Origin of the sequence: Herbiconiux ginsengi (genome assembly GCF_900107435.1) — a bacterium.
GTDB classification, from domain to species: Bacteria; Actinomycetota; Actinomycetes; order Actinomycetales; family Microbacteriaceae; genus Herbiconiux; species Herbiconiux ginsengi.
The window spans coordinates 709685-729713 of record NZ_FNPZ01000002.1; the positions used below are offsets into that span (position 1 = coordinate 709685).

Genomic DNA, 20029 nt, shown 5'->3' on the forward strand with positions numbered 1-20029 from the left:
GCCACGCGATTGTGGAGAGGTCAGTGCACGTCGAGGTACTGGTCGCCGATGCCGATCCGGGTGCCACGGGGCACGCGCATCCGCTCGCCCGGAACCAGATCGATCGGATCGACCAGGTCGAGCCCGAGCCGGGTTCCGTTCGCCGACCCGCGATCGGCGATCCAGAGCCGGTCGCCGTCGACGCCGAACTCGAAATGCGTCTTCGAGACGCTGCGCTCGGGGTCGACGATCTGCACCAGGTAGTCGAAGGTCTCACCCTCGCGGGGCGCAGGATTCCGCCCGACGAGACCACTTCCCGAGACCCGCACGCTCTCGCCCGTGCTGAAGACCAGGCTGAAGAGCGGACCGCCGCGGGCGACGTCGGCCTCGGCCGGAGTACCGGGTTCGGCCGGAAGGGGCGACACGCCGTCGACATCGTCGACGTCGTCGTCGTCGACCAGCGGCCTCGCATGGGCGCCCGTGTGCGAGGGAACACCTGCACGCGCCGGCGCCTCCCGGGCGATCGCCTCGAGCAGAGCCCGGCGGTCGTGCCGCTCGGTGTCACCGAGGGTCGGCCGCGGCGCGATGGCGGAGGTGCCGCACTCACCACAGAGCAGAGCCCCCGCGGTCAAGGTCGTGCCGCACGTTCTGCACTTCACCGGATGTCCCGCCTCTTCTCTTCCCTGCCATGATACGTGCGCAACGACCGGGTCGACAGCCGCGCCAGCAGGCGCTCGAACCGCCCGCGCGACCCGAGCAGCCGCCGCCGTTCCGCGTCGGCTGCCGCCCAGATCTCCTCGATCTCGTGCTCGGCGGGATCGGTGGGCGCGTAGACCGCGCCGTCGATCCGCTCGGCGAGCAGCACCGCCGAATCACCGCCGATCGAGTGCGCGGCCTCGCGCCGGGTCGCATTCGCCGGTGGCGGCTCCGCGACATCGCGCGCCATGTCGACCAGTTCGGCCCAGCCTCCGGCCGCGCGCGCCCGGGCGGAGCCTTCCGTGCGACGGCGGATGCGCCGCCGACGCTTGAGCGCGAGAACGATCAGGAAGGGTGCGAGGAGGATCGCCAGAACGGCCAGCGAGACACCCGCGACCGCCGCGATCCGCAACACCGTCCCCAGCACGTCGTCGGGCGCGCCGGGCTCGTCGTCGTCTTGCTGCACCGGCGCCGCCTCCACGGGATCGTCGAGGTCGTCGGCGGCGGGCGGGACGACGTCGGGCGGCTGCACGGCGGTCGAGCTGTCGTCGAGCGCGGTGTCGGGGATGGGGCGGGGTTCGGGGGTGGCGTCGACGGGCACCCAACCCGATTCGGCGGTGTAGACCTCGGTCCAGGCACCCGCGTCCTGCCCCCGGATGTCGACCGGGCCCGAGGCGGCCCCCGCGGGCACCGTGAACCCCATCGCCACCCGGGCGGGGAAGCCGGCGGATTCGGCCAGCAAGGCGCCCGCCACCGCATACTGCTCGTCGTCACCGAGCATCGGCGACGCAGTGAGGAGTTCCTCGATGCGGTCGGCCCCGTGCCCGGAGCGACTGAAGACCTCACCGTCGCCCGTACCCGAGAGGTAACCCGCGTGGAGCCCTTCGACGATGCCGGCCAGCCGCTCCCCCGGAGAATCCGAGGCGGGCGCCCACTCGGCCGAGCGCACGGCGACCGCATCCGGAACCGCGCTGTTCTGCACCGACGGCGCGCCCCCCGGAGTCAATTCGGTGAGATCGACGGATGCCGGCCCGCCCGTCGAGGGCGACGCATCCCGCGTGGTGACGGTGTACGAATCGCCGTCTCCGAGGCCCACCGTGTCGGCCACCGTGGCGAGCGCGGGGCTGAAGTAGAGAGCGTTCTGCAAGGCGTCGGCATTCTTCCCGCCGAACGTGACGGCGACCGGATCGCCGGTCGTCGGCACCCAGACCGAGTCGTATCGCCCGACCCGCACCTCGACGGTGCTCGTCGACCCACCGCTCGCGGGCTCTCCGGAAGACGCACCGGATGCCGCACCGCCGAGCCGCTCGGGCACCCGGGAGAACAGCGCGCTCCCGTCGCCTGCTCCCCCGATGTTGTAGACGACACCGTCGTAGTCGTTCATCCGTGCCATCACGATCTTCTCGCCCGGCTCCGCGCCGGTGACGGTCAGCACCACGGCGTCGGCGAGCGGCTGCTTCGTGAAAGCGCGGAATCCGGAGAGGGGGCTCGGGTAGTCGCGCGCGTCGAACGGCTGCTCGACCGCATCCCGCGCCACCACGCGGTCGGGAGCCGGAAGCGCGACCGTCACGGCGACGGCCACGACGAGTCCCGCTGCTACCACGCCGGCCGCAGCAGCCAGCGCTCGGCCGGGCACCCGGATGCGGGAGACGACCAGCCAGGCGACGGCGACGACCGCGAACAAGGCTCCGACCGCGATCGGCGCGAAGGCCACCGCGCCGCCGAAGACGATGCCGCCGATCAGCACGAGAGCGGGCACCGCGATCGCGAACGCGGGCCGGGGCGTGCGGAGGGCCAGCGAGACGCCGAGCACGGAGGCTACGAGGAGGGTGACGAACACCGGCACCGACAGCGCCTGGTAGTCGCCCACCGGGAGCTCGATGGTGAGCAGTTGGCGCCAGCCGGAAGCCGTGGTGACCACGAGGTCGGCGAGTCCGGCCGGCGTCGGAAGAAGGCCCCCGAGTGCTTTCGCGGGAACGGCCAGAGGCACGCCGAGCAGCAACCAGGTGAGCGCTGTCGCCAGGAGCACGAGATGACTCGGCCACGACCAGCGCGCGCCGGCGGCGCCGATCGCGATTCCGACGGTCACGGTCACGAGCGCGAGCAGCACGAACGCCGCCGACTCGTAGATCGGCCACCAGGCCGCCGCGGCCACCAGGGTGAGCACCTCGAACACGAGCGCGGCCACCAGGATGCGGCCGGCCGGCATCCGCCCGGCGCGCCCGGTGCGCCCCGTGCGGGTCTCCCGGGCCGACCCGCTCACACGCCCACCGCCCGGGTCAGGGTTCGTAGGAGGTCGTCGAGGTAGCCGATCCGCGTGATGCGGAGCGAGTCGATGCGCACCAGGGTCGCCTCCGCCTCGGGCTCGGCGACCACCGCGACGACCTCGACACCGGTCGCGAAGTGCGACGCGGCCGCACGCAGCTGGCGAGCGGTGACCGTCGATCCGCACGCCAGGAAGACGACCGAGGCATCCGGTGCCGATTCGCCCACCGCCCGGGCCACGGCGGGCAGGCGAGCCGCTCGGGGCGTCGTGGACTCCTCGATCCCGCTCAGGTCGTCGAGCAATTCGCGCGGCGTGCGCACCCGCAGGCGCGCGCCGCCCTGGGCACGACGCCGGGTGCCCTCGCCCGCGAACACCGAGACCGTGATGCCGTCGGCGACGGCGCGCACTCCGATCGAGGCGACCACGCTCACGGCGAGCTCGAACTCCTCCTCGGAGGCGTAGTCGGCCGCGCTCAGCGACTGCAGCACGATGAGGTGACTGCGTCGGGTCTGCTCGAACTGACGAACCAGGAACGCCCCGGTCTTCGCCGTGCTCTTCCAATGGATGTGGCGGCGGTCATCGCCCGCGACATAGGGCCGAAGAGCGTGGAACGACATGTCGCTGTCGGTGAGATCGGCGGTCGGGATGCCTTCGAGATCGCGCAGCAGGCCGGTCGTGCTCACCGGGAGCGACACGATCGTGGGGTGCACGTAGAGCTCGACCGTTCCCGATCGAACGGATTCGCGCCGGGCCAGGCCGATCGGATCGCGCCGCACGATGGTCACCGGCCCGAGCGTGATCACTCCGCGCCGCACCGTCGGCGCCGACACGAGCACCTCGCGCGACTCCCCCGCAGCGAGGGCCGGCAGGTGGATCAGCTCCGTGCGCCCGCCCACCACGAACTCGGCCTGGTGCGCCCGCCGTCGTCGTGCGCCGTCGTTCGTGACCCGCACGGCGACCGTGGCCGCGTGCCCCGCCACCACCCGCCGGTCGAGCACGTCGATCTCGATCCGTCCGCTCGACCGGCCCACCAGGAACCCGGCCGCCGCGACGGCGACGACGAGCGCCACCAGGCCGACGACCAGGAGTTCGGTCCAGCCGAAGGCGATCCCGCAGCCCAGGCCGACGAGGGCCATTCCCAGCACGACCCATCCGCTCGACGCGACCGCGACCGGGAGCCGGCGCCCGCTCATGCGGCCGAGACGTCCCCGGGCGGCGGGACGTCGAGCAGGACCTGCGAGATGACGCCGAGCGAGGTGACCCCGTCGAACTCGGCCTCCGGGTCGAGCACCAGGCGGTGGGCGAGCACCGGGCCGGCCAGCGACTTCACGTCGTCGGGCACGACGTAGTGCCTCCCGTCGGACGCCGCGTAGGTCTTCGCCGTGCGGATGAGCGCCAGTGCAGCTCGCACGCTGGCGCCGAGCCGGGTCTCGGAGGCGTCTCGGGTGGCCTGCACGAGCCGCGAGACGTAGTCGTTGATCGTGGCGTCGACGTGCACCGTGCGGGCCTCGGCGGCCAGCAGCGTCACGCCCTCCGCGGTGATGACGGGCGGCAGCGGATCGCCGTGCGCCTTGTGCGTCGCCCCTTCGAGGATGCGCAGCGTGGTGGCGTGGTCGGGGTAGCCGATCGAGGTCTTGATGAGGAAACGGTCGAGCTGCGCCTCGGGCAGCCGGTAGGTGCCGGCCTGCTCGATCGGGTTCTGCGTGGCCACCACCATGAAGGGTTCGCCCACCGGATGCCCGCGGCCGTCGACCGTGACCCGCCCCTCTTCCATCACTTCGAGCAGCGCCGACTGCGTCTTCGGCGACGCCCGGTTGATCTCGTCGGCGAGCACCACGTTCGCGAAGATCGGCCCGGGGTGGAACGTGAAGGCTCCGCTGTTCTGGTCGTAGACGCTGACGCCGGTGATGTCGCCCGGCAACAGGTCGGGGGTGAACTGGATGCGGCTGCTGGTGCCCCGCACGCTGTCGGCCAGGGCTCGGGCGAGCGACGTCTTTCCCGTGCCCGGGGCGTCCTCGAGCAGCAGATGACCCTCGCTGAACAAGGCCGTGAGCGCGAGGCGGATCACGTGCGACTTGCCGTGCAGCGTGCGCTCGACGTTGGTGGTCAGGCGATCGAAGACGTCGGCGAACCGCGCCGCCTGTTCGGTCGTCATCGTCATGTGGGCACCTCTCCGCTAGCCAACGTACACATAGCCATACCCGCCGATCTGCACATACAGGGCCGCGTCGCCCGCGACCGGTGGTGTGCCCGGGGTGCACGACGTCGGCCCGACCACCTGGTCGTGCGGCAGATTCTCGGGGTGATCCCGGTTCGCGAGGTAGACCGCGTGCGAGCCGCACCAGTACTGCGGCTGGAGGGAGCCGTTCTGCGGTCCGGCGACCCAGGTCCAGGCGCCGCCGCTCCAGCTCGGCGCGGTGGTCGGCGTGAATTCGAACGTGATCGACGGATCGGGTGCGGTGACCGGCGCCGAGTACGGACCGCAGACCTCGACGCCGCTCCACACGTTGCAGGCGCGGATGACGAAACGGTAGTTCTGGCCGAATGCGCCGCCGGTCAACTCGCGCGGGAAGTTGCCGAGCTGGAAGCCCACGGCCGGGCCGCTGGGGTCGCTGCCGTCGACCGGGCGCACGTAGTAACGGGGGTTCGAGACAGGATTCGGGGTGGGCGCCGTGGTCACCCGCACGTCGACGACGCGATCGCCGTCGCGTCGCTGCATCGACATCGTCACGCCCAGGGCGTCGACCTGGCCCGGACTCGGATAGGCGACCGTCGTCACCACGGCGGATGCCACGCAGCCGGCCGCGTTGTATCCCCAGACCACGAAGGCGTAGGTCGAATCGACCTCGGTGAGTCCGTCGAACGTGGCGCTGCGGGCATCCCCGCCCAGATTCTGCTGAGCCACGACATCGCCGCCGGCGCGTGGCGGATCGACCGTGCCGGGCGCGGGCGAGGAGACCGAGCAGGATTGCGCGCCGCCCGGCACCGAGTTCACGCCCTGGGCGAGCAGCTGCGCGAAGTAGCCCGTCACTCGGTCGCCGTTGCCGGCGAACTCGGGCCATGACACGGTGACGGAGCCCGGACCGCTGTCGAGGTTCGCCACCGCCGACACGGTCGACGCCGAGGGCGGGCCGAACGGAGTACCGCTCGCCGACCCCGACGGCCACACGGCCAGCGCCGGATAGGCGCCGTTGCGCGCGGTCACGGTGACCGTGCTCGATTGACCGTTCGCGAGCCCCGTGACCGTCGTCTGACAGTGCGAGGTGTCGCATCCGGGGCCCGCCGCGTCGAGCGTCGCGACCGACCGCCCGTCTGCGGTGACCTCGTATGCGCGCACCGCGGAACCTCCCGGGCCGACCGTGGAGGTGTTCCAGCGCACGTCGAGAGCGCCGTCGCGCGGGGAGACGGTGACGGTGCCCGGGGCCGAGGGCAGCAGATCCGACCAGACGGGCGTCGCGTAGTTCGCCGCGTCGGAGCTGCCGATGGCGTTCTTCGCCGCCACGCTCACGATGACGGCGTTGCCCGGACCGTTGCCGGGGGTTCCGACCACACAGCTGGTGCTGGCGCACGAACTCACGATCGCCGACCCCGAGTCGGTGCGGGTCACGACGTCGAAGCCGACGATGGGCGAGTTGTTCGCCGGCCCGGCGGCGAACGAGACCGTGACGGTGCGGTCGCCGAAGCCGGTGACGGTGAGTCCGGTGACCGGGCCCGGCCGGTCTTGCACCGCGATGCGCACGGTGCCCCAGGTGGCGCGATCGGGGTCTCCCGTGCCGTCGAGCACCTGATATTGCAGGGTGAGGTCGCTGGGCGGCGCATCCTGGGCCACCGTCACCTGCAGCACCCTCTTGTCGGAGCTCGGCACGACGGTGACGCCGGCCGGCAGCGAGCCGGCATCGGCGCCGCGCACCGCCGCGACGGTGAGCGGTTGCTGCGGGAACGGGTTCGTGGCGTCGTCGTTGGCGAGCACGTCGACCGTCGTGGTCTGCCCACGCGGTGCGATCACAGTGTCGGTGGCGGGCACCGCCAGCGGTTTCGTGGAGGGCACCACCGTCATCTCGATGCGGCCGGTGGTTCCGGCACTCACCCCGTCGCCGACCCCGATCGCGAGCGCGCCTTGCGCGCCCTTCTTCGCTCCCACGTCGGCGGTGACCGTGAGCGTCGACCCCAACAGCAGCGCGGTGAAGCCGGGGGGCTTCGGATCGAGAAGCTGGTAGCGGAACGACGACGACGGCGCACCCGAGGGCGAAGTGGTGAGCCGACTCAGATCGAGCACCTTCTGCTGGCCGGGCTCGACGTCGATCGTGGCGCCGGAGAACACGGGCGGCTGGTCGTCGCGGGGCGTGACGGTGATCGGGAGCACGAGTGTCGCCGTGCGAGCGCCCGCACCCCTCCCGTCGGAGACCTCGAACGAGATCGATGCCGGACCGAAGTACTTGTCCGCGCTGCGGAACACGAGCGAGCGGTCATCGGCTACCAGGGGCGACCCGTCGGCGTGCGTGGCCCGCACCGCGTTCGGATCGGTGATCGTGACCTGCCTCCCGCCCACGGCGACGACGTAGTCATTCACGGCGATCGTCAGGGCACTGCCGCTCTGCACCGTGAGCTTCGGGGCATCCGGGCGTAGCTGGGGCAACGCGTCGTCGGTGCCGGGCACCCAGATGAATCCGCTGGAGCGCACGTTCGGATCGTCGGGATGGGCCACGGAGAACGGGATGACCTGCCGCTGCGGCTTCACGGTCACCCGCACCCGGGCGCCGTCGACCTTGGCCACGGGGGCATAGGCGGGGAGAACCGAGAGCCAGAGCTCACTGGCCGGCCCCTCGGCGAAGAACACGTTGTCGAGCACGTCGACCTCGACGCTGCTCTTGTCGAGGATGTCGGTGAGCGAGAGCACCGTGTCGCTCACCTGCGGACGGGCCAACGGCGCATCGGCGCTGACGTCGACGGTGGCGAAGCTCGAGCTCGTGCCCCCGCGTGCGTTCCCGATCGTGTAGATGAACCCGTAGCGGCCGGGGGTCTCGGGCGTGACGATCGAGAGCATGTCATCGACGATCGTTGCGGTCGCCCCTTCGGTGACGGGTGACACATCCGTCACCGCCAGCGCGCCGCCGTCGGGATCGGAGTCGTTCTCGAGCACGCGCACCAGCACTGTCTTGCCGGGGCGCACCAGCACCTCGTCGGGCGTCGCCACGGGGTTGCGGGCGCCGTCGCGACGCGCGCTGACGCCCACGCGGATGGTGCCGGTGGCTCGTGCGCCGAGGCGATCGACGACGCTGTAGCGGAAGTCGTCGGTGCCGGTCGAGTAGTCACCGGCGGTGTAGTCGATCCAGTCGGAACCGGTGTCGGACACGGTGCCCTTGTCGGGCACCGAGTCGATCCCGAGGAACTGCACGGAGTCGCCGTCGGGATCGATGCCGGTGAGCGGGATGGGGATGCGCACCGTCTCCCCGGCGATCACCCGAGCCGTGATCTGCTGCGGCACCGGTGCGGCGTTCGCCGTCGCATCCGCCTCGCGCACGTTGATCGTGACGGGCGCGGTCGCCCACTGCCCGTCGGGGGCTTCGACGCGATAGACCGCGGTGAAGTCGCCCGGGGTGTCGGGCGCGAGATAGCGCAGCCGGGATCCGGAGGTGAAGAGGAGTCCGGAGTCGGCCCCCAGCGTCTGCACGAGCTCGGGGGCCAGGGTGAGCGTGTCGCCGTCGGGCTGCACGTCGTTCGCGAGCACGGGGATGTCGACCACGTCGCCCACCCGCACCGCTGCGGTGTCGGGCACCGCCACCGGGGGCTGGCGCTGGGCCGGTTCGGGGATCTCGACGACGGTCACCGAGCCCTGCGCATCCGCGAGCCCGTTGGTGACCGTGTAGGTCAAGGCGGTGCTGCCGCTCTCCAGCGGTCTCGTGAGGGTGACCCTGATCATCCGCTGATCGATGATCTCCACCCGCAGCCCGTCGACGGCGGAGACCCCGTCGACTCCGCTGACGATGAGCACTCCCCCGGCGGGGTCGAAGTCGGTGGCCAGCACGTCGACCAGCACGCTGGTGTTCTGACGCGCGAAAGCGGAATGCGGCACGGTGACGGGACGGGTGTTGGCATCCGGCGGGAGCGTGGCGATGACGCGGATGACTCCGGATGCGGTCTTCGCCCCGTCGGAGACCGCATAGTCGATGGTGTCGGAGCCCGCCGCCTGCGCGGCGATCCGCACGGTGCCGCCCGCGTAGTCGGGCGTGATCTCGAATCCTTCGTGGGCGGGCGCGTTCGCGAGCCGAAGAGCCGTCGATCCTCCGCGCACGTGCTCGAGGGGGCTCAGCTGCACCGGTTGCCCGACCTTGGCGAGCACCACGAACCCCTCGGCCACGAGCGGCACGTCGGCCGGCTCGTGCACGGACACGCCGAGCGTTCCGGTGGTCGCGGCCTGACCGTCGCTCACACTGAGCGAGACCTCCTTCGTGCCGGTCGACTGCCCGGCATCGGTGAACGTGACGACGCCTTCGGGGGTGAAGGTGACGACGTCCGGCGCCGCCGCCGCGGCCGACTGCACGTAGAACGCGTCGCCGTCGGGGTCGTACCAGTCGCTGCGGATGTCGGATTCCGCGCGGCCACCGATGGCCACGTCGACACCGGCCCAATTGCTCTGCACGGGCGGGGAGTTCTCGGTGGGTGCGCGCACCGCGACGCGCACCGTGGCGTCGGCCGTTCCACCGCGGCCGTCGGAGATCGTGTAGCCGAAGGAGATCTCACCGCTCGCCGCGGGCGGGAGGGTGAGCTGCAGCTGCTGATCGTCGGTGATCCGGTCGACCGTCCAGTCGGCGCCGTCGGGCAACCGCACCTCGTCGATCACGATGACGTCGCCGTTGGGGTCGTAGTCGTTGAGCAGCACCGGCAGTACCGTCGAGCGACCGGGTCGTGCGCCCAGCTCGTCGTCGACGGCGACCGGTGGTCGCTGCGTCGGATCGACGGTGACGGGTTGGTCGGTGACGGTCTCGCTCGACTGATCCTCGGCCGCCGTGTCGGGCAGCAGATCGCTCCAGTTGTCGATCGGCGCGTTGTCGCGCGTGACGTCCCAGGAGCGGCCGCTGACCGTGTCGCTCAGCAGCACGCCGCCCCGGCCGTCGGTGCGGAAAGCGAGTCCGTCGGCACCCGCTGCGCCTTCCAGTGTGCCCTCCACCGGCTCGCCGCCGGCGCAGCGCTGCCACGATCGGCCGTCGGACCAGCCGGCGTACCAGCATCCGCCCACCTCGACGGGCGACGCCGAACCTCCCGTGTGGCCCGATGACAGCGCGCTCGCCGACCCGTCGGCGAGCGAGAACTCGAGCAGGGCCTCAGAGGTCGCCACGAACACACCCGGGGCGTCGGCCGACGCATCCTGCAGCCACGACTCGTCGGCTCCGGTCGGGAGCTCGATCGGGAACGAGCCGCCGGAGGTGATGAGGCGCCCGGCGGTGCGGTCGAGCACCACCCAACGATCGCCGACCGCGGTGATCGACAGGTCGTCGGACGGCTCGACGTCGATCGCGGTCGAGGGGGCATCGACCCCGTCTGCCGCGGGGTCGACCGCGAACACCGATCCGGTCGCGGCCGAGACCGCGAAGACCGTGCCGTCTCCGGCCACGACCGTGTCGCCGCCGGCCCCGAGGGTGAGGTCGGCCGGGGCGGCCGAGTCGAAGACAGCCAGCGCTTCGGGGGTGGTGAGCCAGACATCGCCCGTGGTGCGGGAGGTGACCACGGCGACGGATGCGGTCAGTGCGATCCGCACGTCTCCCACCGGGAGGGAGACCGTGTCGGCCACGACGGCGCCCGAAGTGTCGAGGATGCGTGCCTCTCCTCCGCCGAGATCGCTCACCACCACGGTCTGGCCGTATTGACTCACCGAGAGCGAACCCGACTCCATCCGGATGGCGGTGTTGAGTTCGCCCACCTGCGGATTGGCGCGGCCCACGGCCTGATGCTGATCGCTCGTGACCCACACCGTCGCGTCGTCGAGATCGACCTTCTGCGCCGTGTAACCGGTCGACGCGACGGCCACCACGGCCACCAGCGCCGCGACCACGGTGCCGCTGGTGAGGGTCGCAGCGAGTGACTTGTGCGAGACGACCCAGGCCGCCACACCGGAGCGGGTGATCATTCCAACGCTGCGCACTTCTCTGAACTGGCCGGCCCGGATTTGCCCGCGCGCACGACGGCGACCGAGATGCAGACCGAGGAGTCGTCGGTGGGGAACGCCGCGAACTCGTTGCCGCGCTGCACGGAGCTCTGGCCGGTGGCGGTGGTGACACGGTAGCTGTCTCCGTCGCGCAGACCCGGATCGTTCCAGGAGAAGAGGATGCGGCCGTCGGTCGTCGTGGCGCTGATCTCACCGACGCTCGGAATCGAACGCCCGGCATCCTGCTGCGAGAGCGCGATGCCGCCGGCGGCGAGCCCGCCCACGACGACGACGGATGCCGCCGCGATCACGGCGATCCGGATGCCACGGCCGCCCGATCCGTGGTCGGACCGCCCGCTCCCCGCACTGCTCCCCCACCGCTCGCCGGTGTCGACTCGCGACGTGCGCGATTTGTGACGATCGGCCGATCCGCTCGACGGGCTTCCCGCACCGCCCGATCCGGACGACCCGCCGGCACGCGCCGCGGTCGAGGCGCTCGCCCGGCGCCGTCGGCCCGGCCCCGATCCGGCTCCGTGGCCGGTGCCGGTCGCCGCGCCGGCATGCAGCACGGTGCGGTCGCTGGGATCCCGGGCGTAGTCGCCCGCCCACTCGGCCATCGCGATCTCGGCGCTGGTCTGCGCGAGGCCGAGCTCGGTCTCGACCGCCTGCAGCTCCCGCAGGAGTTCGAGCGCCGAGGCCGGCCGGCGCGCCGGGTCTTTCGCCATTCCCCGCGCGAGCACGCGTTCGAGCGAGGCCGGCACGTCACTGCGCCCGATCGGGGCGAGCTTCGCCTTCGTGATCCGGCGCGCGAGATCGCCCGGCGCGGAGCTGCCGCCCGGCTGCTCGAAGGGTGAGCGGCCGGCGAGCAGGGAGTAGAGCGTGGCGGCGAGCGCCCACACCTCGGAGGCCACCGTGCCCTGGGTGGCTTCGGAGAGCACCTCGGGTGCCGACCAGGGGATCGACAACCCCACCGCGTCGATCGCCGCGTTGCCGCGGGTCGACGCCGAGATGCCGAAGTCGGAGAGCACCGGGGCGCCGTAGGCCGTGAGGAGGATGTTCGACGGTTTCACGTCGCGGTGCAGGATGCCCTGCTCGTGCGCGGTGTGCAGCGCCCCTGCGATCTTCACGCCGATCCGCAGCACCTCGGCCACGGGAAGCGGCTCGCTGCGGTAGCGCTGGCCCAGCGACGACGAGCAGAGCTCCATGACGAGGTAGGGCCGCCCGTCGGAGGACACCCCGGCCTCGTAGACGGTGAGGATCGACGGATGCGCGCTCAGCTTGGCCATGAGATCGGCCTCGACCTGGAACATCCGCCGCACCTGCTCGTTCACCACCTCCGGCAGCATCACCTTCACGGCCACCTGGCGGCGCGGCATGTTCTGCTCGAACAGGAAGACGTCGGCGAAACCTCCGGAGCCCAGCACGCGCACCGAGGTGAACCCGGGGAGCGATGGGGGTGGAGAAGGCAGACGCCGGACCATCGGAACCTCAGTTCCGCCCGGAACCGCGACGCAGACCGTGCGATTCCACCGGCTCGGTGATCGCTTCGTCGGACTCGACGTCGACCACGACCACGGTCACATTGTCGCGACCACCGTTCGCCAGCGCCGCGGTGACGAGCTCGTTGGCTGCGCGCTCGGCCGTGGGCGTGGTGGAGAGGTAGTGGCGGATGCCGTAGTCGGTGAGCTCTTTCGTCAACCCGTCGGAGCAGATCAGGATGCGCTGACCGGCCACCAGGGGAAGCGTCGAGTAGTCGGGCACGGGCTTCTCATGGAAACCGACCGCGCGCGTGATCACGTTGCTGTCGGGGTGGTGCTCGGCCTGCTCCTTGGTGATCAGCCCGGCATCGATCAGCTCTTGGACCACGGAATGATCGACGGTGAGCTGACGGAGCTCTCCGTCGGAGAAGAGGTAGACCCGCGAGTCGCCGATGTTGAAGACCATCCAGGCCAGCTCGTCGTCGATCTCGCTGAGAGCGACGCCGGTGACCGTCGTTCCCGTGCCCAGCACCGATTCGTCGCCCACCCGGTCGATGTCGGTGAGCGCCCGGGCCAATGCCTCTTCGATGGAGCCGGCGTCGGTGACCGCCGAGGAGATCTCCCCCAGCCGGTCGACCACGGCCGCGCTCGCCACGTCGCCCGCGGAGTGCCCGCCCATCCCGTCGGCCACGGCGAACACCGGCACCTCGGAGATCGCGCTGTCTTCGTTGGCGGCGCGCTTGTTGCCCTTGTCGGTGAGCGAGGCCCACGACAGGGTGATGCGGCGCGGATGCTCTCCCGCGCGAGTCACGCTGACGCGCGCGCTCGTTCGACCGATCTGGGTCACGATGTCCAACTCCTGACAGCTATCCGGGAATCCTAAACGGTGATCCCGGTGTTTCCCCGGTCTCGCGACGAGATGTGGATAACGTTTCCGTCGCCGATTTCGACGATAGCCGACCCGGATGCGACCACCGAATCTCCCTGACGCAACCGCACCGCCGGCCGGCCGGGGAGGCGCACGGTCGTTCCGTTGGTCGACCGCAGATCGGTCACCACGACCGTGCGTCCGCTGAGCGCGATCTCGACGTGGTTCGCCGACACCTCCTGAGCCGGAGAATCGACCGCGATCAGGGCTTGTGCCGGAGCGCGGGTGAACGGGCGATCGGCCGATCGACGGGGCTGGGGCCGACGCCCGACGACGACCGCGCCGGTCAGCTCGAGCGGGGGCTGGTCGCCGACCCGGATCTCGTAGACCGGGACGGGCTCATCGGCCGGACCGTCGAAGACACCCTCCGCGCCCTCGTCCGTCCTCTCCTCCACAGCCTCGAGGCCCACGCCCTCGACGGCACGGCGACCGAGGATCGTCTCGCCGTCGGCCGTGTCGGGATCGTGACTCGGGCGCTCCGCCGTGTCGCCGTCGGCGCCGGGCCCGGCAGCGGGCCCACGCTCGCCCACGATGCTCTCCGGCGAGGCGGCCCAGAGCACGCGCGAGGCGTAGGCGATGCCGTGGTCGAGCCGGCGAGCATCCGTCGGCAGGCGAAGGAGCGATTCGGGCACGGGAGGCAGGTCTCCGGTGGAGATGCCGATGACGGACGGGAACTCCGCGAGCGCCCACGGCTGCATGCCCGCCGAGCCGAAGCGTCGCGAGCCGCCGACCGAGAGCAGATCGACGGCGGCCGAGCCGCGGGCGACGACCGTCGCCGACCAGTCGCGGGGCGGATGCGCGGGGTCGAGCGGAACGCCGCCGCCGGGCTCGAAGCGAACCACCGTGAACGAGGAATCGGCCGCGGTGTCACGGATCGGGATGCTCGAGACGACCGACTCGATCGAAGCGTCCGGAGCGCCGAGCGCCGACCAGATCGCCTCGACCACGTCGTCGGGCACGTCGGCCGAGATGGTGACCACCGTCGGCCAGGCCGCCAGCACCGTCCATTCTTGCTCGGCCGGCACGAAACGAAGACTCCCCATGCCGTCACGGTACTACCGCGACGGTCTCGCGGGCCGATGCCGGACATGCCCTCCCACGACGTATGGGCCACCGACTACTGTTGATTTCCTCGGTCGAGTCTTCGATTTGCTGCGGATTCGCTTGCCGACACCCCATTTACCTGACAGTATCGAGCCATGGGCCCCAAGCCGCGACCGTCTCAACTCGACGACACCTCCAAGGCGATCATCGAGCAGTTGCAAGACGACGGCCGCCGCTCCTACGCCGAGATCGGCAAGGCCGTGGGGCTCAGCGAAGCCGCCGTGCGGCAGCGTGTGCAGAAGCTCACGGAGTCGGGCGTGATGCAGATCGTGGCCGTCACCGATCCATTGCAGCTCGGCTTCTACCGGCAGGCGATGATCGGGCTGAAGGTCTCCGGCGACACGCGAGTGGTGGCCGACGCGCTCGCCAAGATGCCCTCGGTCGACTACGTGGTCTTGACAGCCGGCACCTTCGACATCCTGGCCGAAGTGGTCTGTGAAGACGACGACGACCTGATCGCCCTGCTGAATTCCGAGATCCGGCAGCTCAAGGGCGTTCAATCCACCGAAACATTCGTCTATCTGAAGCTGCACAAGCAGCTCTACAACTGGGGCACACGATGACAACCACCGAACAACCCATCTCCTCCGCCCAGGCGCGCGCCACCCGCAGCGACGCCGAGTTGCAGCGGATGGCGAAAGACCACCTGTGGATGCACTTCGCCCGCCAGTCCGTCATGGAGTCGGGCGCTGGGGTGCCGATCATCACCCGCGGCGAGGGCCACCACATCTGGGACTCGACGGGGAAGCGCTACATCGACGGGCTCGCGGGCCTGTTCACCGTGAACGCGGGGCACGGCCGCAAACGGCTCGCCGAGGTGGCGGCCAAGCAGGCCGAGGAGCTGGCCTTCTTCCCGATCTGGTCGTATGCGCACCCTTCCGCCATCGAACTCGCCGACCGGTTGGCGCACCTCGCTCCCGGGTCGCTCAACCGCGTGTTCTTCTCCACCGGCGGAGGCGAGGCGGTGGAGACCGCGTTCAAGCTCGCCAAGCACTATTGGAAACTGCAGGGCCGGCCCACCAAGCACAAGGTCATCTCGCGCGCCGTCGCCTACCACGGCACTCCGCAGGGCGCGTTGGCCATCACCGGCATCCCGGCGATGAAGGAGATGTTCGAGCCCGTGACCCCGGGTGGCTTCCGGGTGCCGAACACGAACTACTACCGGGCGCACGAGATGGGCTTCGACGGCACCGAGGAGGCTTTCGGGCTGTGGGCCGCGAACCGCATCGAAGAGATGATCCAATTCGAAGGCCCTGAGACGGTGGCCGCGATCTTCCTCGAACCCGTGCAGAACTCCGGTGGCTGCTTCCCTCCTCCCCCTGGCTACTTCCAGCGCGTTCGCGAGATCTGCGACAAGTACGACGTGCTCCTGGTCAGCGATGAGGTGATCTGCGCCTTCGGCCGCATCGGCAACTACTTCGCCTGCGACACCTACGGTTTCGAGCCCGACATGATCACCTGCGCCAAGGCGATGACGAGCGGCTACTCCCCCATCGGCGCGACCATCGTGAACGAACGGGTCTACGAGCCCTTCAAGCACGGCCAGACCGCGTTCTACCACGGCTACACCTTCGGCGGGCATCCGGTGTCGGCCGCCGTGGCTCTCGAGAACCTCGACATCTTCGAGGAAGAAGGGCTCAACGAGCACGTGCGCGAGAACTCGCCGATCTTCCGGCAGACCCTCGAGAAACTCACCGACCTGCCCATCGTGGGCGACGTGCGCGGAGACGGCTTCTTCTTCGGCATCGAACTGGTGAAGGACAAGACCACCCGCGAGACCTTCGACGACGACGAGTCGGAGCGCCTGCTGCGCGGATTCCTCTCCAAGGCCCTCTTCGACGCCGGCCTCTACTGCCGGGCCGACGACCGAGGAGACCCCGTCATCCAGCTATCCCCGCCGTTGACGGTGGGGCCGGCGGAGTTCGACGAGATCGAGCAGATCCTCCGGAGCGTGCTCACCGAAGCTTGGTCGCGACTGTAGCCGCGCGCCCGATGCGCGACTATCGCGACGTATCGTTCTGGTTCGATTCCCTCGCGGAATCGAACCAGGACGAATTCACCCCTCGAGCGCCGCTGTCGGGCGATGTCTCGACCGGCGTGTGCATCGTCGGCGGCGGCCTCACCGGCCTCTGGACCGCCTACTACCTCAAGAAGGCCGACCCGTCGCTCTCGATCACCGTGGTCGAGAAGGAGGTCGTGGGCTTCGGAGCCTCGGGTCGCAACGGCGGGTGGTGCTCGGCGCTGTTCCCGCGGTCGACGGATGCGCTCCGCCGCGCCTACGGAGACGACGCCGCCCGCGCGATGCGGCAGGCGATGATCGACACGGTCGACGAGGTGGGCCAGGTGGTCGAGGCAGAGGGCATCGACTGCGATTACCGCAAGGGCGGCACGATCGTGTTCGCCCGCGACGGGGTGCAGCGCACTGCGGCCCTGGCCGACGTCGATTCCGCGCGCGAGTTCGGGGTCGATCATCTCGAACTCGTGACCAGCGGCTCCCACGACGACCCTCGCGCACGCTCTCTGCGCGCCACCTCGTCTCTCGCCGCGTCGTTCGACCCGTCGTGCGCCCGAGTGCATCCGGCGAAGCTGGTGCGAGCCCTGGCGCGGGTGGTTGAAGACCTCGGCGTCGTGATCGCCGAACACACCGAGATCGTCGAGTGGGCGCCGCATCGCGCGCTGTACACCGGCGACGGCGGCGAGGGCCTGATCTCGTGCGATGACCTGGTCATCGCCACCGAGGCATACGGATCGCAGCTTCCCGGCGTCGGACGCCGGATCATGCCGCTGTACTCGCTGATGATCGCGACCGAACCCCTGCCCGACGAGGTGTGGGACGAGATCGGGATCGAACACGGCATGACCTTCAGCGACTACCGGCATCTGCTCATCTACGGTCAGCGCACGGCCGACAACCGTTTCGCCTTCGGGGGCCGCGGCGCCCGTTACCACTGGGGCAGCTCGATCAAGCCCGAGCACGACCGGGTGGATCGTGTGTTCGACCACCTCGAACACACCCTGGGCGAGCTCTTCCCCGCCGCCCGCGGCGCGGCAGTGACGCATCGGTGGGGCGGACCGCTCGGGGTGCCGCGCGACTGGCACGCGACGGCGAGCTTCAACCCGCGCACCGGTGTCGCCTTCGCAGGCGGCTACGTGGGCGACGGATTGAGCACCACGAATCTGGCCGGCCGCACCCTCGCCGACCTCATCGGCCGCCGCTCGACAGCCCTGACCGCGTTGCCGTGGGTGAACCACCTCTCGCCCAAATGGGAGCCGGAACCCTTCCGCTTCGTGGGAGCGAATCTCGGACTGGTGGGCACCGGCGCCGCCGACGTGGAGGAGTCGGTCACCGGCCGTCGCTCGCTCGCCGCGCGCATCCTGGGCCCGCTCACCGGCCACTGAGTGGCACCCAGGCCCCGACCGCACGATCATTGCGGCCGGCAGAGCGTGGGTGCCGAGTCGGCACCCATCCACTCGGGAACGAAGCCGTGCCCGATCATCGCCTGCAGCAGGAGCGCCAGCCGGTAGTCGGGATCGAGCCGCCGGCACTCCTCCAGATAGGCGTCGGCCACCGAGCCGCGTCCGCGCGCCCACTCCAGCCACGCCAGCATGGTGAGGGCGGGCGTTGCCATCGACTCGGGCGCACAGGACACCAGGTGCCGGAGCAGATCGATCGCCGAACGCAGCGCGCCCGGGGTCGGCGGACGCCGCCCGACGCCGAGGAAGGTGTCGTACACCGCCGGGGCGCCGATGGCGGACTCGTCGGGCTCCGTGGCCTCGTGCAGCGCGATCACACCGGCATCGAACCCCCAGGCGCACATCATGAGCACGCAATCCCGGACCACCCGATGGCGGAGCGACCACAGCAGAGCGACGGACCGGGCGTCTGACGGCGGCGGCGACCCGGGCTCGACCGTGAGCACCGCGTTCCAGCGCAGGAGCGTCTCGACGATGTCGACCTCCGACGGGTGGGCGAGCGAGTCATCGCCGCCGGGCACGTCGCGACCTCCGGCGGCCTCTTCGGAATGGTCGAGCCCCAACGCGTTCGTGAGCACACCGAGCGCCGCCATCGATCGTGCGCGCCGAGCCTCCGACGCCGGCGCGATGGGAACGAACGGACCATGGTGCGCGTCGGGCGGATGCCCAGCCAGCTCGCTCGGCGCGACACCGCCGCCCGACGCGGCGACCGGCAGACGACGCCACGAGCCGCGCGCACCGGCAACGGCATCCGCATCCGCATCTGCATCTGCATCTGCATCTGCATCTGCATCTGCCCAATGGCCTCCGACGACGAAATGCGCTCGCGGCACCTCGAACCCCGCGGCCGCCAGCCGCGCACGGATCGCCCGCACCAGCGGCGCATAGCGCCGCATCGACGCCCGATCGTCGGACTCACGCCCGAAGACGGCGATCTCGGCCGACCCCGCGCCGGGCACGCGCGCCACCAGCCCGGTCAGGGCCCGCGCGAGCTCTTCGCCGTCGGGCGAGGGCCCCAGCGGCAGATCGACCCGCAACGCCGCGGGTGGCTTTCGCCGTCGCCGGAGATAGAGCGCGACACTCGCCACCGGCCGGTACCCCAGTAGGGCCTCGACGTCGAGCAAGGATGCGGATGATGCGTGGGCCGCCCGAAGCGGCGCGGAGAGCGTTGTCATTCCGTCAGTGTCGCGATCCGGGCGCCCGCCGGGACGGCTCACGCCGGATCTGTGGAGGAGTCGGCGCGGTGCCCCGATTGTGGAGAACTGCCCCGCAGACAGCGAGACGCCGCCGGCGGGACGGATCCCGACCGGCGGCGTCACGCATCCGGAGCCCTGCGGAGGATCATCGATCCGCAGCGGCGAGGTGGATTACGGCTGCAGAACGGCCTGCACCTCGATGGTGATGGTGACCTTGTCGCCCACCAGCACGCCGCCGGTCTCGAGAGCCGCGTTCCAGTTCACGCCGAACTCGTTGCGGTCGATCTCGGCCTTGGCGCTGAAGCCGGCCTTGTAGTTGCCGTAGGGGTCGGTGCCGAAGCCGCCGAACTCGAAGTCGAAGGTGACCGGCTTGGTGACGCCCTTGATGGTGAGGTCGCCGTCGATCTTGAAGTCGTCGCCCTGCTGACGGACACCCGTGGAGACGAAGCTCAGCTGGGGGTAGGTGGGGGCGTCGAAGAAGTCGTTGGTGCGGAGGTGCCCGTCGCGGTTCTCGTCGTTCGTGTTGACGGAGGCGACCTCGGCCGTCGCGGTGACGGAGGTCTCCAGCGGGTTCGGCGCGGTGACGAACGTGGCGTCGAACTTCTCGAACTTGCCGCGCACCTTGCTGATGAGCATGTGGCGAACGCTGAACGAGACCTCACTGTGCGCGGGGTCGATGGTCCAGCTGCCGACCTTGTATCCGGGGATCTCGATGGTGTCTGTCATTGTGTCTCTCTTCGTGGATCGTCGTTTTCAGGCGCGAAG

General features: G+C 70.5%; 13 protein-coding genes. 3 read left to right on the top strand and 10 right to left on the bottom strand.

Translation table 11 applies throughout. The features are described 5' to 3' along the window. Positions 1 to 20: 20 nt before the first annotated feature. From BLW00_RS11655 to BLW00_RS11690, 8 genes are read right to left on the bottom strand one after another with little or no spacing between them, the layout of a single operon-like run. Complete coding sequence (locus BLW00_RS11655; RefSeq protein WP_139256693.1) at positions 21 to 638, bottom strand: FHA domain-containing protein; 618 nt, start codon at positions 636 to 638, stop codon at positions 21 to 23. Beyond that, the gene (locus tag BLW00_RS11660; protein ID WP_092554045.1) at positions 635 to 2938 is read right to left on the bottom strand and encodes a transglutaminaseTgpA domain-containing protein; all 2304 of its coding nucleotides are present in this window, start codon (positions 2936 to 2938) and stop codon (positions 635 to 637) included. Before BLW00_RS11660 ends, BLW00_RS11655 begins: the two co-directional genes overlap by 4 nt. Then, complete coding sequence (locus tag BLW00_RS11665) at positions 2935 to 4134, bottom strand: DUF58 domain-containing protein (protein WP_092554047.1); 1200 nt, start codon at positions 4132 to 4134, stop codon at positions 2935 to 2937. The genes BLW00_RS11660 and BLW00_RS11665 overlap by 4 nt, the downstream gene beginning before the upstream one ends. Beyond that, on the bottom strand, positions 4131 to 5102 hold the full coding sequence (locus BLW00_RS11670) for an AAA family ATPase (protein WP_092554050.1): 972 nt from the start codon (positions 5100 to 5102) through the stop codon (positions 4131 to 4133). Before BLW00_RS11670 ends, BLW00_RS11665 begins: the two co-directional genes overlap by 4 nt. Before the next feature lie 15 nt (positions 5103 to 5117). Beyond that, positions 5118 to 11066, bottom strand: a complete 5949-nt coding sequence (locus BLW00_RS11675; RefSeq protein WP_092554053.1) for an Ig-like domain-containing protein — start codon at positions 11064 to 11066, stop codon at positions 5118 to 5120. Next, positions 11063 to 12565: a serine/threonine-protein kinase gene (locus BLW00_RS11680; RefSeq protein WP_092554056.1), complete on the bottom strand. Its 1503-nt coding sequence runs from the start codon at positions 12563 to 12565 to the stop codon at positions 11063 to 11065. The genes BLW00_RS11675 and BLW00_RS11680 overlap by 4 nt, the downstream gene beginning before the upstream one ends. A 7-nt stretch (positions 12566 to 12572) precedes the next feature. Continuing rightward, complete coding sequence (locus BLW00_RS11685) at positions 12573 to 13409, bottom strand: PP2C family protein-serine/threonine phosphatase (protein ID WP_092554729.1); 837 nt, start codon at positions 13407 to 13409, stop codon at positions 12573 to 12575. Between the two features lie 32 nt (positions 13410 to 13441). Then, on the bottom strand, positions 13442 to 14533 hold the full coding sequence (locus BLW00_RS11690) for an FHA domain-containing protein (protein ID WP_139256694.1): 1092 nt from the start codon (positions 14531 to 14533) through the stop codon (positions 13442 to 13444). A 156-nt stretch (positions 14534 to 14689) separates the two neighbouring features. Between BLW00_RS11690 and BLW00_RS11695 the strand changes: the two genes are divergently transcribed. The 3 genes from BLW00_RS11695 to BLW00_RS11705 are packed head-to-tail and all read left to right on the top strand — an operon-like array spanning position 14690 to position 17993. Continuing rightward, positions 14690 to 15157: an Lrp/AsnC family transcriptional regulator gene (locus BLW00_RS11695; protein WP_092554062.1), complete on the top strand. Its 468-nt coding sequence runs from the start codon at positions 14690 to 14692 to the stop codon at positions 15155 to 15157. Next, entirely contained in the window at positions 15154 to 16575 is a 1422-nt protein-coding gene (locus BLW00_RS11700; RefSeq protein ID WP_092554065.1) for an aspartate aminotransferase family protein, read from the top strand. Before BLW00_RS11695 ends, BLW00_RS11700 begins: the two co-directional genes overlap by 4 nt. Before the next feature lie 11 nt (positions 16576 to 16586). Continuing rightward, positions 16587 to 17993: an NAD(P)/FAD-dependent oxidoreductase gene (locus BLW00_RS11705; protein ID WP_092554068.1), complete on the top strand. Its 1407-nt coding sequence runs from the start codon at positions 16587 to 16589 to the stop codon at positions 17991 to 17993. A gap of 26 nt (positions 17994 to 18019) precedes the next feature. On the opposite strand, the gene BLW00_RS11710 is transcribed toward BLW00_RS11705, so the two are convergent. Both BLW00_RS11710 and BLW00_RS11715 read right to left on the bottom strand, forming a co-directional pair. Beyond that, positions 18020 to 19243 (bottom strand): DUF4192 family protein, encoded by a 1224-nt coding sequence (locus BLW00_RS11710; protein ID WP_092554071.1) that lies wholly within the window; start codon positions 19241 to 19243, stop codon positions 18020 to 18022. A 192-nt stretch (positions 19244 to 19435) separates the two neighbouring features. Further along, entirely contained in the window at positions 19436 to 19990 is a 555-nt protein-coding gene (locus tag BLW00_RS11715) for a YceI family protein (RefSeq protein WP_092554074.1), read from the bottom strand. Positions 19991 to 20029: the final 39 nt, after the last annotated feature.

Excerpts from the sequence above, each read along its gene's own strand:
- BLW00_RS11675 (WP_092554053.1), bottom strand. The coding sequence starts at position 11,066 with ATGATCACCCGCTCCGGTGTGGCGGCCTGGGTCGTCTCGCACAAGTCA.
- BLW00_RS11670 (WP_092554050.1), bottom strand. The coding sequence starts at position 5,102 with ATGACGATGACGACCGAACAGGCGGCGCGGTTCGCCGACGTCTTCGAT.
- BLW00_RS11715 (WP_092554074.1), bottom strand. The coding sequence starts at position 19,990 with ATGACAGACACCATCGAGATCCCCGGATACAAGGTCGGCAGCTGGACC.
- BLW00_RS11665 (WP_092554047.1), bottom strand. The coding sequence starts at position 4,134 with ATGAGCGGGCGCCGGCTCCCGGTCGCGGTCGCGTCGAGCGGATGGGTC.
- BLW00_RS11695 (WP_092554062.1), top strand. The coding sequence starts at position 14,690 with ATGGGCCCCAAGCCGCGACCGTCTCAACTCGACGACACCTCCAAGGCG.
- BLW00_RS11680 (WP_092554056.1), bottom strand. The coding sequence starts at position 12,565 with ATGGTCCGGCGTCTGCCTTCTCCACCCCCATCGCTCCCCGGGTTCACC.
- BLW00_RS11710 (WP_092554071.1), bottom strand. The coding sequence starts at position 19,243 with ATGACAACGCTCTCCGCGCCGCTTCGGGCGGCCCACGCATCATCCGCA.
- BLW00_RS11690 (WP_139256694.1), bottom strand. The coding sequence starts at position 14,533 with ATGGGGAGTCTTCGTTTCGTGCCGGCCGAGCAAGAATGGACGGTGCTG.
- BLW00_RS11700 (WP_092554065.1), top strand. The coding sequence starts at position 15,154 with ATGACAACCACCGAACAACCCATCTCCTCCGCCCAGGCGCGCGCCACC.
- BLW00_RS11705 (WP_092554068.1), top strand. The coding sequence starts at position 16,587 with ATGCGCGACTATCGCGACGTATCGTTCTGGTTCGATTCCCTCGCGGAA.